The organism is Pseudomonas sp. 05L36 (assembly GCF_056398125.1).
On the sequence record NZ_JBFTOU010000016.1, the window covers coordinates 14,595 to 29,389 of the forward strand.

Here is a 14,795-nt window from a genome sequence, read left to right on the forward strand (position 1 = left end):
CCTTGGTGTTTCAGGGCCGAATACCCGGCTCCATCACCCGTTGAATTTCGCGCAAGGCCTCTGCCAGTTTCTGCTCCAGGCCCTTGAGTTCGGCAGGGGTGAGGGTTGGTTTCAGTTGTGTGGTCTTGCCTTCGTTGAGCAGGGCCCGGCGCAACGTATTGTTGATCGCCGTCTGGTAGCCGTACCCCTCGTTTTCTGCCAGTGCGCGGGCGGCTTCGATGACAGCGTCATCGAGCATGATGGTAATGCGGGTCTTGCCTTTGGCGGGCACCACGGCCCCGCGCCTGGCGTTGCTGAAATCGTATTCGTCTTTCATCGGTCATGCCTCCAGGTACTGACGGCGCTCGCTTTTGGTGGCGATGCGCGCGGAAATGATTCGAACGAAATCCGGATCGCGATGGGTGTACGCGACGACCAGCAATCGACCTTTGGCATCCAGCCCCAGGGTGATCCAGCGTTGTTCATCATGGTGGTTGTCCTCGATGGTCAGCGCCCGTTCGTCATGGAATACCGGTTCAGTCTCTGCGAGGCTGATGCCTTGGTGCTTGAGTTTGTTGGCTGCGTTCTTTGCCTTGTGGAACTGAATCTCGAATGACTTCATTATGCATACTTTATATGTATATGAAAGGGGCAGGCCTTACCGATGGTCGCCAGGAATTCGAAAGACTAGCCAGCACCCGTGTCTGGACAGGGAGGGATGTATTTCAAGGTTTTTTGGCGGGGCCTGGAGGGTGGGTAGCAGGTGGAAATGGACAGGTATCCATTTTGTGACTGATAAGTTGTATACAACTCTATAGACATTTGTCCTGACTATTGCATACAGTGTGCGAATAACAAAAACCAGGGAACCCCCTACCATGAAAACGCCCCATGTTTCACACCAACGGCCCGAGGACGAAAATCTTGGGATCGGCGCGAATATGGCTTATGGCCTGCAACATGTTCTGACCATGTATGGCGGTATTGTCGCGGTGCCATTGATCATCGGCCAGGCGGCCGGGCTCTCGCCGGCGGACATCGGTTTGTTGATTGCTGCTTCATTGTTTGCGGGGGGGCTGGCAACACTGCTGCAAACCCTGGGCTTACCGTTTTTTGGTTGTCAATTGCCGCTGGTGCAGGGCGTGTCCTTCTCTGGTGTCGCGACCATGGTGGCGATTGTCAGCAGTGGCGGGGAGGGCGGGTTTCAGTCGGTGTTGGGTGCGGTGATAGCGGCGTCCCTGATCGGGTTGCTGATAACCCCGGTGTTCTCGCGTATCACCAGGTTCTTCCCGCCGCTGGTGACCGGGATCGTGATTACCACCATCGGCCTGACGCTGATGCCGGTAGCCGCGCGCTGGGCTATGGGCGGCAACAGCCACGCGCCGGAATTCGGCAGCATGGCGAACATCGGTCTGGCGGCGGTAACGCTGGTGCTGGTACTGCTGCTGAGCAAGATCGGCAGTGCGACCATCTCCCGCCTGTCGATTCTGCTGGCCATGGTCATCGGTACGGTGATCGCGGTGTTCCTCGGCATGGCGGATTTCTCGTCTGTAACCCAGGGCCCGATGTTCGGCTTCCCGACGCCGTTCCATTTCGGCATGCCGACCTTTCACTTCGCTGCGATCCTGTCGATGTGCATCGTGGTGATGGTGACGCTGGTGGAAACTTCGGCGGATATTCTGGCCGTCGGTGAGATCATCGGCACCAAGGTCGATTCCAGGCGCCTGGGCAACGGTCTGCGTGCCGACATGCTGTCGAGCATGTTCGCGCCGATCTTCGGATCCTTCACCCAGAGCGCTTTCGCCCAGAACGTCGGCCTGGTGGCGGTCACCGGCATCAAGAGCCGCTACGTGGTGGCCACTGGCGGTCTGTTCCTGGTGATCCTCGGCCTGCTGCCGTTCATGGGCCGGGTTATCGCCGCCGTGCCGACCTCGGTACTGGGTGGCGCCGGCATCGTGCTGTTCGGCACCGTCGCGGCCAGCGGCATTCGGACCTTGTCCAAGGTCGACTACCGCAACAACGTCAATCTGATCATTGTCGCCACCTCCATCGGCTTCGGCATGATCCCGATCGCGGTGCCGAACTTCTACGATCACTTCCCAAGCTGGTTCGCGACCATTTTCCATTCGGGCATCAGCTCGTCAGCGATCATGGCTATCGTGCTGAACCTGACCTTCAACCATCTCACCGCCGGTAACTCTGACCAGCAATCGGTGTTTGCGGCCGGTACCGAGCGGGTGCTGCGTTATCAGGATCTGGCGGCGTTGCGCGAAGGGGACTACTTCAGCGACGGTAAACTGCACGATTGCGACGGCAAGGAGATTCCGGTGCTGGAATCGGAACACGGCGTGGCAGAACCACGGGCGGTGCACGCGAAAAGCAGTGAGCATGTCTAAAGGCCGGTAGATCAAAAGATCGCAGCCTGCGGCAGCTCCTACATGGAGCTGCCGCAGGCTGCGATCTTTTGACTTTATGAAAAACTACAAAAAAGCCCCTGATCCTTTCGATACCCCATGAACAGGGCCGCAGCATGTGTGATCGCTCGGAAAAGTCGTTCAAAACGGTCGATTTGTGACTATAAAACTAATCGGTCACAAGTTGTCAGTCTTCGATAGGGTGAGTAAGCTGTGCTCATGAATCAGCCATCAAAATCTTCATCTTCGCCCAGCCCCCGTGGCCCAGCCGATCACGACATTCGAGACCAGATTGTCGCGGCGGCCAATGAACATTTCAGTCAGTACGGCTACGGCAAAACCACGGTTTCCGACCTGGCAAAGGCCATCGGGTTTTCAAAGGCCTACATCTACAAATTTTTTGATTCCAAGCAGGCGATCGGTGAAGCCATCTGCGCAAATTGTCTGGCAGAAATCGTCGCGGCTGTGGAGCAGGCAATCAATGTAGAAGACCTGTCGCCGACGGAGCGCTTTCGACGCTTGGTCAAAACTGTGATCGCCACAGGTGTGAATCTGTTCTTCAACGACCGAAAGCTGTATGACATTGCAGCGTTCGCGGCGTCGGAAAGCTGGCCCAGTTCGCAGGTTTATGACGCACAGATCAAACACTTCGTGTTGCAAATCGTGCGGGAAGGGCGAGAAATTGGCGAATTTGAACGCAAGACTCCACTGGACGAGACAGTAGAAGCGATACATCTCGCGCTGCGGCCATTCGTCAATCCTTTGCTGCTGCAGTACAACCTCGATTTCGTCGAGGAAGCGCCCACGCTCACCTCCAACCTCATCTTGCGTAGCCTCATGCCTTGACCCTCGGCTAAAGGTTTACGGCATACCCGGGTAAGCACCAGATCATCAAAACGGCTTTTCACTTTGCCCTTCTTCTCATCCGTCGAAGGGCATTTTATTTATCTGCTTTGTGACTATTGACTGAATTGGTCACATGAATAAGTATGGGGATGCGTCGCTTCTACTGTTTCATCTCAGTGATACCCATAGAGTTCAAACAATGAAAACAATATTGCTCAAGAGCCCATTGGGCCTTGCTGTCGTGCTCGCATCCTCAAACGTTTTTGCAAGCGGCTTCGCTCTCAATGAACAAAGCATCAGTGGGATGGGATCCGGGTTTGCCGGTCGCGCCTCCTCCGCTGAAGATGCGAGCACGGTCTTCGGTAATCCCGCGGGAATGTCTCGCTTGAAAAGAGAGCAGGTCAGCGTGGGGGCGGCGACTCTTTTCGCCAAGTCCGACATAAGCCAAACCCGCAGTACATTCGGAGGCCAGGAAGACGGCGACATGGTTCCAACCACCACGGTACCTATGGGGTACTACGTCAAACCTATCGATGAGCATTGGGCGTTTGGTGTGGGTTTTTATGTACCTTTCGGTCTGATGACTGACTATGGCAGCGGTTTTGCCGGGCGTTACTACGCCAATAAAAGCGAGGTCACGACTTTTACGTTCCAGCCCACCATCAGCTATGCCTTTAACGACAAAGTTTCGATCGGGTTCGGTCCGACCATCAACCGTATCAGCGGTGAGCTGTCCGGTATGGTGCCCAACCCACTCAGTCCTGGTCGCAACGACGGAAAACTCAAAAGCTCTGGCGACGACACGGCCCTCGGTTTCAACGCCGGTATCCTGGTGCAGGCTACAGACCGAACCCGTTTGGGCATGACCTACCATTCCAGGGTCAGTTATCAATTGGATGCCAAGACCAAGGTCACTGACGGCATCTTTAGCGTGTTGGGGGTCAGCGGCCGGAGTTATGACGCTTCGCTGGATGTGGATACACCAGAGTCAGTGGATTTCTCGGTGACTCATCAGCTTGATAACGACTGGACCCTCTACTTGGGGAGCACCTGGACTCGCTGGAGTCGCTTCAAAGAGTTAACCATCGAGAACACAGGTTTACCCCCTGCGTTGAGCGGCGCGCTAGGCACCATTACCGAAGAACAGAATTGGCACGATACATGGGCTCACGCTATTGGTACGGCGTATCAACTGAACAACCAATGGGTACTTCGCGCAGGTTTGTCGGTTGATCAGTCGCCCACCAACAACACCAACCGGGGACCACGCATTCCTACAGGCGACCGGAAGGTTGTCAGCTTCGGTGCTGGCTGGACTCCGGCGGACAACGTCACGATCGATGTTGCTTATTCCTACCTGTGGGAGGAGAGCGTGCAGGTCAACGAAACCTCGCCGACCAGAGGTGCATACAGTGCCAAATACAAGAACAGTGCGAGCGGGCTCGGTACTTCTGTCAGTTACCGTTTCTAGTTGAGTACTGTTACACGATAACTGTCCGGTCGGGAGCACGCGTTGCCTCCCGACCTTTAAGAGCACATCTCGAGCCTTTCTGTAGTGCTACGTCACCTTATCAGGTCATCGTGTCGCAACAGGCTGGGCTTCAAGAGGTTGCCAGCCACCACCTAGCGACTTGAATGCCGCAACCGCCGCTCGTGCCGATTCCGTTCGTGCTTGCGCTCGGGCATCAGAAGCCTGCAGCATCGTCTCGTCGGCGTGCAGCACATCGATCAGGCTGGCCGTGCCTTTCTCATAGGCAATGAACGACGATTGGCGAGCCTGCGTCAGAGACGCCTCTCCCCCGGTGAGGATGGTTGCTTGAGCTTCCCGATTCACCAGGGCGGAGAGCGCGTTCTCGACATCCTCGGTGGCGCGCAGCACGGACTGACGGTAAGCGGCCAGGGTTTCGGCTTCCTGTCCCTTGGCTTGGTCGATTTGGGCGTTAATACGACCGAAGTCGAAGAGTCTCCAGCGTAGACCCAATACGCCCGCCGACTGGCTGGCGCCGCTGGTGAAAAGGTTGCCTGCGGATACAGCCGTGGCACTGCCCAGCAATGCGCTAAGGGAGAATTTCGGGTAGTACTCGGCAATCGCCTCCCCGATGCGTGCGTTTGAGGCGGCGAGACGGCGCTCAGCCACAATGAGATCTGGTCTGCGGCGCAGCAAATCGGCCGGCGTTCCCATCGCCTTCAACTGCGGTGCTACAGGAATGCTCCCCGCACTTGCCAGTTGCGTGCGGTGAGTGCCGGGTGGCGTGCCGAGCATCACATCCAGCGCATTCATGGCAGCATCCAGACCGGTCTGCAGGACCGGCACTGTCGCTTGGACCTGCGATAGCTCCCCCTCGGTCTGGAGAACCTGGTAGTTGGCGGCGAGCCCCTTGCTGTAGAGCAATTGGACTTTCTCTAGTAGCGCCTGCTGCGTTTTGACTTGCCGATTCGCAATGTCCAGCCGGGCCTGCAGTCCGCGGATAGTGATGTAGATATCAGCGGTCTGCGCGGCGATGGCCAGTCGTGTGGCAGCGGCGCCCGCCTGGGAAGCCTGGTACTCGGCCAGGGCAGCTTCGCGTGCGCGGCGCAATCCGCCAAAGACATCTGCCTCCCAGCTGGCATCGAGGTTGGCCTCGTAGGAACTTGCGTACCGATCATTGCCAGGCGTTGAGTTCAACACCTGGCCGAGCGGCGTCTCGATTGACTGGTAGGAGCGCGCGGCCTGTCCGTTGATGTTCCCTGAGGGGAGTAAAGCGGCATTTGCAGCACCTAGTCCGGCCCGCGCCTGCGTGACTCGCGCCGACGCCTGCGCCAGGTCCAGATTCTGCTCAAGCGCCTTGGAGATGAATTCGGTTAGCACTGGATCGCCAAAGCCTTCCCACCAGGCTGCAAGGTTGGTCGGCGTCGCTCCACGCCGCTGTTCGACAGAAGGCTGACCCAGGTAACGATCCGAAAGCGGAGCCTCTGGACGATGGTAGTCCGGACCGACCGCGCAACCTGCCAATAAGCCGGCGCTGACCAAAAGAGCAATGGGACGGAGGGGCGGCATTGAGATTCCTTCGATAGAGGATGTTTGTGACCATATTACGCAATAGTCACACTCTGTCAATTGAGGCGATTTGAGCAAATTTTTGGTTTTCCTCGTTGATAACGGCGGTTTCTGTGTTGAGCTTGAGACACTGGATGTTTCATGGTTTGTGACCATTGACACTTATAGTCACCTGGCTGAGAATATGACGCTCGTCCTATTTTTAAGTAAGGGAACCTATGCGCCGGCTTCGACCTTTCCCTATTGCCGCTTGCTTGTTGCCTCTCGTCCTGACGGCGTGCGGTGATTCATCCACCGTTGAAGATCCACGCACGCATGCCCCTTTGGTGAGGTCCACTGCTGTTCAGGCTTCGTCCGACGTCTCGCGTTCCTTCACTGGTGTAGTGGCTGCCCGCGTCCAGGGCGACCTTGGCTTTCGGGTATCAGGCAAGGTACTTGAGCGTCTGGTTGATACCGGTCAGACCGTTAAGCGTGGTCAGCCACTCATGCGCCTCGACCCAATCGACCTGGGGTTGCAGGCGCGAGCACAGCAAGAGTCGGTCATAGCGGCTCGGGCCCGAGCCAGGCAGACAGCCGATGACGAGGCGCGATACCGCAGTCTGGTTGCCGCAGGCGCTATTTCTGCATCGGCCTATGACCAGATCAAAGCCGCAGCCGATACGGCAAAGGCGCAGCTCAGCGCTGCAGACGCGCAGGCTGACGTTGCCCGTAATGCTTCTGGTTATGCGGTGCTGTTTGCGGATTCCGACGGCGTTGTGGTGGAGACGCTCGCCGAGCCAGGACAAGTTGTCAGCCCGGGACAGCCCGTGGTTCGACTGGCGCGGGCAGGGCAGCGCGAAGCGATCGTGCACCTGCCCGAGACGTTGCGCCCCGCAGCAGGATCCACCGCGCAGGCGACGCTTTATGGCAATGCCACGGATGCTGTTACAGCGAAGCTGAGGCTGCTTTCTGACTCGGCCGACCGAATGACACGTACCTTCGAGGCGCGGTATGTGCTTGACGGCGCGCTGGCCAATGCACCGATAGGTTCGACCGTCACGCTTCGGATCGCTGAGGGCACCACGCAAGGGCAGGGGCTGCAAGTACCGATTGCAGCCGTTTATGACCCAGGCCAAGGCACTGGCGTGTGGGTCATCGCCGGTACACCGGCGAAGGTGGCCTGGCGACCTGTACAAGTCCTGGGCTTGAGCGACGACACAGTGCGAGTCGCGGGCGACCTTAAAGTCGGCGAGCAGATCGTAGCGTTAGGCGCACATCTGTTGCGCGAAGGTGAAGAGGTGAGATTGCCTCAACAGGATGGCGTCAAAGTTGCCGGGGGTCGTCCATGAGCGAGGGGCGCTTCAATCTTTCCGCGATCGCCGTTCGTGAGCGCTCTATCACGGTGTTTCTGATCTTCCTGATTGCCGTTGCGGGCATCTTGTCGTTCTTTCAGCTGGGGCGTGCGGAAGATCCTCCGTTTACGGTCAAGCAGTTGACGGTCATTACCGCGTGGCCGGGCGCCACGGCACAGGAGATGCAGGATCAGGTAGCAGAGCCACTTGAAAAACGCCTGCAAGAACTGAAATGGTACGACCGCACGGAAACCTACACCCGTCCTGGCCTTGCTTTCACGATGGTGTCACTGCTCGATAGTACGCCGCCCTCGCAAGTGCAGGAGGAGTTCTATCAGGCGCGTAAAAAACTCGACGACGAGGCCAGGAAGCTGCCGGCGGGTGTCATCGGGCCAATGGTCAACGACGAGTTTTCGGACGTGACATTTGCGCTTTTCGCCCTGAAAGCCAAAGGCGAGCCGCAGCGACTGTTGGTGCGTGATGCAGAGTCGTTGCGCCAACAACTGTTGCATGTGCCGGGCGTGAAAAAGGTCAACATCATTGGGGAGCAGCCGGAACGTATCTTTGTTTCCTTTTCCCATGATCGGCTGGCCACCTTGGGCGTATCTCCTCAGGACATCTTTGCCGCGCTGAATAATCAAAACGTGCTCACGCCCGCCGGTTCGATCGAAACCAATGGGCCACAGGTCTTCCTCCGGCTGGATGGCGCCCTCGATAAGGTGCAAAAGATTCGTGACACACCCATTGCGGTTCAGGGGCGCACGCTCAAACTCGCCGACGTGGCGACGATCGAACGTGGGTATGAAGATCCGGCAACCTTTCTCGTGCGCAATAACGGTGAAGAAGCCTTGTTGCTGGGGATCGTGATGCGTGAGGGCTGGAACGGCCTTGACCTCGGCAAGGCGTTGGACGCGGAGACGGTCAAGATAAATGAAGGCATGCCTTTGGGCATGACGCTCTCCAAGGTCACCGATCAATCTGTAAATATCGATTCGGCCGTCGGCGAGTTCATGGTCAAATTCTTCGTCGCGCTGCTTGTGGTGATGCTTGTCTGCTTTCTCAGCATGGGCTGGCGGGTAGGCGTTGTGGTCGCTGCGGCTGTGCCATTGACGTTGGCCGTGGTGTTTGTGGTGATGGCGGCCACAGGAAAGAACTTTGACCGTATTACCCTCGGCTCGTTGATTCTGGCGCTCGGACTGCTGGTGGACGACGCCATCATCGCTATCGAAATGATGGTGGTGAAAATGGAAGAGGGCTACGACCGCATCAAAGCTTCCGCGTACGCCTGGAGTCATACCGCCGCGCCGATGCTTTCCGGTACGCTGGTGACGGCTATCGGCTTTATGCCCAACGGCTTCGCGCAATCGACAGCCGGCGAGTACACCAGCAACATGTTCTGGATCGTGGGCATTGCCCTGATTGCCTCCTGGGTGGTTGCGGTCGCTTTTACCCCATACCTGGGGGTGAAGATGTTGCCGAACATCAAGAAAGTCGAGGGTGGTCACGCGGCCATCTACAACACCCCTGGCTACAACCGCTTCCGCCAGGTTTTGACGCGAGTCATCGCTCGCAAATGGCTGGTGGCCGGCACTGTCATCGCTTCGTTTGTCGTGGCGATCCTCGGCATGAGCCTGGTCAAGAAGCAGTTCTTTCCTACCTCGGACCGTCCCGAGGTATTGATTGAAGTGCAAATGCCTTATGGAGCCTCCATTGAGCAGACCAGCGCCACCACCGCCAAGATAGAGACCTGGCTGCAAAAGCAGGCTGAGGCAAAGATCGTCACGGCCTATATCGGGCAAGGCGCGCCGCGCTTCTATCTGGCAATGGCGCCGGAACTCCCTGATCCGTCGTTCGCGAAGATTGTGGTGCTGACGGACAGCCAGGAGGCGCGCGAGACCCTCAAGTTCCGTATCCGCGAAGCGGCGGCCGAGGGACTTGCCCCAGAAGCGCGTGTCAGGGTGACTCAGCTTGTGTTCGGGCCGTACTCGCCATTCCCTGTTGCCTACCGGGTGATGGGACCTGATCCGTCAACGTTGCGCGAGATTGCGGGCCAGGTACAGGACGTGTTGCAGTCGAGCCCGATGATGAGAACCGTCAACACCGATTGGGGGCCGCTGACGCCGACGCTGCATTTTGCTCTGGATCAGGATCGCCTGGAGGCGGTGGGGTTGACGTCAAATTCAGTCGCGCAGCAATTGCAGTTCCTGCTGGCCGGAGTACCGATCACCGCGGTTCGTGAGGACATTCGTTCGGTGCAGGTGGTGGGTCGCGCAGCGGGTGATATCCGGCTCGATCCCGCCAAGATAGAAGGCTTTACGTTGGTAGGTACGGCGGGTCAGCGGATTCCGTTGTCCCAGGTGGGAGCGGTCGATGTGCGTATGGAAGATCCGGTCCTGCGGCGTCGTGACCGCACACCGACCATCACCGTGCGTGGTGACATTGCCGAAGGCTTGCAGCCACCGGACGTCTCGAGCGTGATCATGAAGGAGCTACAGCCGGTCATCGACAAGCTGCCTGGCGGATACCGGATTGAGCAGGCGGGTGCCATCGAGGAGTCGGGCAAGGCCGGTAAAGCGATGTTGCCGTTATTCCCGATCATGATTGCCATGACGCTGCTGGTCATCATTGTGCAGGTCCGTTCGATCTCGGCGATGATCATGGTGTTCCTCACCTCGCCACTGGGGTTGATTGGTGTGGTGCCGACACTGCTTATCTTCCAGCAGCCGTTTGGTATCAACGCTCTGGTCGGTCTAATCGCCCTTTCGGGCATTTTGATGCGCAATACGCTGATTCTGATTGGGCAAATCCATCACAACGCGCAAGAAGGGCTGGACCCGTTTCATGCAGTGGTCGAAGCCACGGTACAACGTGCCCGCCCGGTACTGCTGACAGCACTGGCGGCAATCCTGGCATTCATTCCGCTGACACACTCCGTCTTCTGGGGGACGCTGGCCTACACGCTGATCGGAGGCACGTTCGTCGGAACCATCATGACGCTGGTGTTCCTGCCAGCGATGTACGCCATCTGGTTCAAGATCCGTCCTGACAATACGGGTCAAACTGAAACAGCGAATAAGCAAGCAAGCCTGGTGGATAGGACGCCACCCCGTCCTCTCGCCGCTCACCTGACCACAAAACTTTAGCCGTAGGTCATATCCGACGGAACGCCAAAACGGAAAAGCCCGCCTGAGAAGGCCAATGCTGATTCTTTGTAGGAGCGAGCTTGCTCGCGATGGACTCAAGAGCGCCGCGTTTAGCCAGCAAATACGCGTCATCGTTAACGACCATCGCGAGCAAGCTCGCTCCTACAAAGAATCAGCATTGCGCCAGAAGGCGGGTTTTTCGGAGGGTGGTTCATAGGTGCGCAACCTGAGCGCTGTCTTATGAAGAAGTACTAATTTATGATGCCGCATTGATAAATCTGGAAACGGCATCATGAGTACACGTTCCGATCTCCTGACCAGCGCTGAGATTCTGTTGCGTACCAAGGGCTACGCAGCCTTCAGCTATGCCGATCTGGCGGAAGACATCGGTATCAAGAAGGCGAGTATTCACCACCACTTTCCCACCAAGGAAAGTCTGGCGATTGCCATCGTTGAGAGTTATCTGTTCCGGTTCAAGAATCAGCTGGAATGCATCAATGATGAAAATACCGGCATTATCGATCGGCTCAATGCCTTCGCCTTGATGTTCGCGCAAAGCAGTAAAAACGCGATGCTTCCGCTCTGCGGCGCCCTGGCGGCGGAATTGCTGGCTTTGCCTGAAAGCCTGAAGGAATTGACGCGGGACTTTTTCGAAATCCATCTCAATTGGCTTCAGGCCACTATCGCACTGGGCCAAGCGGCAGGGGAACTCAAAGCCGAACTGGACGGCGTGAAGGTTGCCAGGTTCATCTTGAATACGTTGGAAGGTGGCAGCTTTGTATCTTGGGCGCTGAGCGACAATTACGAACAGTTTTCAGGATTTGATTTCATTTTAGATGGACTTCGGGTTACCGAAACGCATCACTGAGGTTCGATCAGCCTTTTTCTGCGTCATAAAACGACCGATTCTGCCCCTGCTGGCTCGGTCCGTTTTCCCGCCTCGTAAGTGGTTTCAGCCGCTCAGCTCACACTCTCTGAATTCTTTTTGCGCGCACTCAATCTGACGAGCGTACGTCTAGTCTCGCGTTTGGGCTGCGGATACCTACCCATGTCTACACTTCCGGTGTGTGACCAGAAGTACAAGATTAAGTAGAAATTACTGCATTGTTATCGCAGTTATCCCTATTCAGGAAAACTCTGTCGAAGCTGTTTTTTTTGGAGGTGATTGGTTAGAAGAACAATCCATTGATAGTCAACCTACTAGTTGGTAGGCTTGTTTCTCTTCCGGGCCGAACGCCCGGTCCATCCGAAGAGGAACGAACACATGAGCAACAACCTGAATGGTATCGATGTCGCCGCACTCCAGCAGTTTGCCCAAGGCGTTGCTGAGGATGCGACCAAGCGCCACGCGAGCTTCAACGTCAAGACTCAGTGGAAAGGCCAGACTCGCTCTGTGGCCAAAGTCAATCGCTACAGTCTGGCCGGTGAAACCTATTCGCGGGATTTCGAAATCGTCGCCGATGAGCCTAATGAATTGCTGGGCCAAAACACTGCGCCTAACCCTCAAGAGCTGCTGATGGCCGCTCTCAACGCCTGCATGTCGGTCGGTTATGCCGCCAATGCCGCGATGATGGGGATCAAGATTCACAGCCTGGAAATCGAGACTGACGGCACCCTCGACCTGCGTGGCTTCCTGGGCATCGACGAAAGCGTCAACCCCGGCTACGACGAAGTGAGTGTTGTGATTCGCCTGCATACCGACGCCTCCCGTGAGCGTGTTGAAGAGCTGCACAACGTGGTGCTCAAAACCTCTGTCAACTACGCCAATTTTTCGAAAGCTATCCGTATGGTGCCGACCCTGGAAGTGCGTGAGGGCTGATTCGCTCGTTTCAAAGAGATTCAAACCTTGCGTGCACCAGCAGGCAGCCAGCCGCCTTGGTGCCGACCCTAATTAGTTCTGGATAACCGGAGTCTGCAATGAACGATTTTTTCAAAGGTAAAAAACTGCTGGTTGTCGGTGGCACCAGTGGCATGGGCTTGGAAACGGCCCGCATGGTGCTCAAGGCAGGCGGCAGCGTGGTGCTCACCGGCAGTAGGCAAGACAAGGCCGATAAGGTGCGTAACGAACTGAGCCCGTTGGGCCCAGTGTCGGTGATCGTCGCCAACCTGATGACTGAAGAAGGCATGAATTTCGTTCGCAAGGAAATCAATGCCAACCATAGCGATATCAGCCTGATGGTGAACTCCGCCGGGATCTTTATTCCCAAGCCGTTCACCGAGCACGATGAGGCTGAGTACGACATGTACCTGTCTCTCAATCGTGCGACCTTCTTCATCACTCAGGCCGTGGTCAAGAACATGCTGGCCGCCAGGCTTGAAGGGGCAATTGTCAACGTCGGCTCCATCGGTGCACAGGCCGCATTGGCAGGTTCACCGGCCTCTGCCTACTCCATGGCAAAGGCAGGTCTGCATGCGCTGACACGCAACCTGGCAATTGAATTGGCTCACTCGGGTATCCGGGTCAACGCCGTCTCGCCAGGGATCGTTCACACCTCGATCTATGAAGGGTTCATGGACAAAGAGGCGATCCCGGAAGCGATGAAGTCGCTGAACGATTTCCACCCCCTGGGACGAGTCGGCGTTCCCGAAGACGTCGCCAACACCATCCTGTTCCTGCTGTCGGACAAGACGTCCTGGGTGACCGGCGCAATCTGGGACGTAGATGCTGGAATTATGGCTGTTAGGGCCTGACCACAGTGGCGAGCGCGGCCTGATGAAAGCTCCCATCGCAGGCAATGCTATTCACTTAAGGAAATTGTAGGAGCGAGCTTGCTCCGGGCGGCGTTCCGACGATGGTCGTTAACGATAACGCGTATTTACTGGCTAAACGCGGCGCTCTTGAGTCGTACAAGTGAAAGTAGGCTGAATGCTGGTAACGCGGTCTTGATTTCTTTGGGTACAGGACGAGTCATGCAAACTTCTTCGAAAAAATATGCAGTGGATATCTGGTCTGATTTTGTTTGCCCTTGGTGCTGGGTAGCCAAGCGTCGATTCGAGCAGGCGCTCGATAAATTTACTGAAAAAGACAATGTACAAATCAACGTCAGGGCCTATCGTCTGGCGGCGAATCACGCGCCGGAGCCTATGATCGCTGCCCTTGAACGCAAGCTCGGCAATCCGGATTCCGCTGTCGCGATGATGAACACCGTCAGTAAATATGGCCGGGCCGATGGGCTTGATTATCGCTTTGACAGCATGCTGTTTGGCGATACTGCAGATGCCCATGTACTGGTCAAGGCGGTTGCGGACGAAGCCGTTAAAAAACGCCTGGTCGAGGCGTTGTATGAGCAAAGCACCTCCCATGGTCAGTCGCTGTTTGATCGCGGCAGCCTGGAGGCCATAGCCAAGGCCGTAGGTGTTTCGGACGCGTCAATTCAACGGGCGTGGTCATCCGCTGAATTGCGCGTAGAGATGGAGGAGGACGAACATATCGCCGCGCAACCAGGTTCGGGCGTGCCTTTGTTTGTATTCGACAATGCCTTCTCATTGTCCGGTGCTCAGCCTGAGGCTGCTTTTCTTGAAGCGCTGAACAAGATGCAGGAGAAGTCGAAAGTCGAAGATGACGCGTTCAGCGGTCAAGTCTGCGGCATGGATGGCTGCAAAATTTGATCAGCAGAAGCAGTGCGGCACCGGGTTGTGCCGCCCTTCATCCGTATTGAGAGCGAGATCCAAATGAGCCGTATCGTTGAGTTGAGTGCTCAGCAGTTCGCCCGCTATGTGGCCAAAGGCAGCAGCGTCGTGCTGTTTTCTGCGTCCTGGTGCAAGCCTTGTCAGGAGATGAAGCCGGTCTTTCATGCTTTGGAAGAAAAGCTTCACTCCCTGGCGGCTTTTGCAAAGATTGATGTGGCGGTGTCTCCGACGATCGCGCAAATGTACGGTATCCGGGCGGTGCCATCCTTGGCGGTGTTCCATGAGGGGCGGCTGCTGCGGGTCATGCCCGGATCCCGTTCAGTTGGAGCCATGAAAAAAGCCATTCTTACGGAGTTGGAGGAGGCGATTTAACCGAACCTCCTCCATCAGCGGTGGGGATGGCGTCCTTTATTTA

At 56.7% G+C, this 14,795-nt stretch carries 14 protein-coding genes; 11 read left to right on the forward strand and 3 right to left on the reverse strand.

The features are described from left to right. Positions 1-10: 10 nt before the first annotated feature. Positions 11-316, reverse strand: a complete 306-nt coding sequence (locus AC1DKH_RS17650; RefSeq protein WP_477754067.1) for a BrnA antitoxin family protein — start codon at positions 314-316, stop codon at positions 11-13. 3 nt (positions 317-319) lie between these two features. Further along, on the reverse strand, positions 320-601 hold the full coding sequence (locus tag AC1DKH_RS17655; RefSeq protein WP_150755163.1) for a BrnT family toxin: 282 nt from the start codon (positions 599-601) through the stop codon (positions 320-322). Positions 602-857: 256 nt separating this feature from the next. Between AC1DKH_RS17655 and AC1DKH_RS17660 the strand changes: the two genes are divergently transcribed. The 3 genes from AC1DKH_RS17660 to AC1DKH_RS17670 all read left to right on the forward strand — a co-directional run bounded on the left by AC1DKH_RS17660 (position 858) and on the right by AC1DKH_RS17670 (position 4,710). Further along, positions 858-2,375, forward strand: a complete 1,518-nt coding sequence (locus tag AC1DKH_RS17660; protein ID WP_477798774.1) for a nucleobase:cation symporter-2 family protein — start codon at positions 858-860, stop codon at positions 2,373-2,375. A gap of 237 nt (positions 2,376-2,612) precedes the next feature. Then, the gene (locus AC1DKH_RS17665) at positions 2,613-3,239 is read left to right on the forward strand and encodes a TetR/AcrR family transcriptional regulator (protein ID WP_477754065.1); all 627 of its coding nucleotides are present in this window, start codon (positions 2,613-2,615) and stop codon (positions 3,237-3,239) included. A 199-nt stretch (positions 3,240-3,438) separates the two neighbouring features. After that, complete coding sequence (locus tag AC1DKH_RS17670) at positions 3,439-4,710, forward strand: OmpP1/FadL family transporter (RefSeq protein WP_477798775.1); 1,272 nt, start codon at positions 3,439-3,441, stop codon at positions 4,708-4,710. A 105-nt stretch (positions 4,711-4,815) separates the two neighbouring features. Here the strand turns inward: AC1DKH_RS17670 and AC1DKH_RS17675 are convergent, their stop codons facing one another. Then, the gene (locus tag AC1DKH_RS17675) at positions 4,816-6,276 is read right to left on the reverse strand and encodes an efflux transporter outer membrane subunit (protein WP_477798776.1); all 1,461 of its coding nucleotides are present in this window, start codon (positions 6,274-6,276) and stop codon (positions 4,816-4,818) included. A gap of 70 nt (positions 6,277-6,346) precedes the next feature. On the opposite strand from AC1DKH_RS17675, the gene AC1DKH_RS17680 reads away from it, so the two are divergent. The 8 genes from AC1DKH_RS17680 to AC1DKH_RS17715 all read left to right on the forward strand — a co-directional run bounded on the left by AC1DKH_RS17680 (position 6,347) and on the right by AC1DKH_RS17715 (position 14,752). Continuing rightward, positions 6,347-6,562 carry a hypothetical protein gene (locus AC1DKH_RS17680; protein WP_477754083.1) on the forward strand — a complete coding sequence of 72 codons (216 nt, stop codon included), beginning with the start codon at positions 6,347-6,349 and terminating at the stop codon, positions 6,560-6,562. Then, positions 6,495-7,604: an efflux RND transporter periplasmic adaptor subunit gene (locus AC1DKH_RS17685; protein ID WP_477763494.1), complete on the forward strand. Its 1,110-nt coding sequence runs from the start codon at positions 6,495-6,497 to the stop codon at positions 7,602-7,604. The genes AC1DKH_RS17680 and AC1DKH_RS17685 overlap by 68 nt, the downstream gene beginning before the upstream one ends. Next, positions 7,601-10,750: an efflux RND transporter permease subunit gene (locus AC1DKH_RS17690; RefSeq protein ID WP_477798777.1), complete on the forward strand. Its 3,150-nt coding sequence runs from the start codon at positions 7,601-7,603 to the stop codon at positions 10,748-10,750. Before AC1DKH_RS17685 ends, AC1DKH_RS17690 begins: the two co-directional genes overlap by 4 nt. A 292-nt stretch (positions 10,751-11,042) precedes the next feature. Then, positions 11,043-11,618: a TetR/AcrR family transcriptional regulator gene (locus AC1DKH_RS17695; RefSeq protein WP_477798778.1), complete on the forward strand. Its 576-nt coding sequence runs from the start codon at positions 11,043-11,045 to the stop codon at positions 11,616-11,618. A 396-nt stretch (positions 11,619-12,014) separates the two neighbouring features. Continuing rightward, the gene (locus tag AC1DKH_RS17700) at positions 12,015-12,569 is read left to right on the forward strand and encodes an OsmC family protein (RefSeq protein WP_104910643.1); all 555 of its coding nucleotides are present in this window, start codon (positions 12,015-12,017) and stop codon (positions 12,567-12,569) included. A gap of 98 nt (positions 12,570-12,667) precedes the next feature. Continuing rightward, positions 12,668-13,441: an SDR family NAD(P)-dependent oxidoreductase gene (locus tag AC1DKH_RS17705; RefSeq protein ID WP_477798779.1), complete on the forward strand. Its 774-nt coding sequence runs from the start codon at positions 12,668-12,670 to the stop codon at positions 13,439-13,441. A 219-nt stretch (positions 13,442-13,660) separates the two neighbouring features. Then, positions 13,661-14,359 carry a DsbA family oxidoreductase gene (locus AC1DKH_RS17710; RefSeq protein ID WP_477798780.1) on the forward strand — a complete coding sequence of 233 codons (699 nt, stop codon included), beginning with the start codon at positions 13,661-13,663 and terminating at the stop codon, positions 14,357-14,359. A 63-nt stretch (positions 14,360-14,422) separates the two neighbouring features. Beyond that, positions 14,423-14,752, forward strand: coding sequence for a thioredoxin family protein (locus tag AC1DKH_RS17715; protein WP_477798781.1), 330 nt, complete (start codon positions 14,423-14,425; stop codon positions 14,750-14,752). The last annotated feature ends 43 nt before the right edge of the window (positions 14,753-14,795 follow it).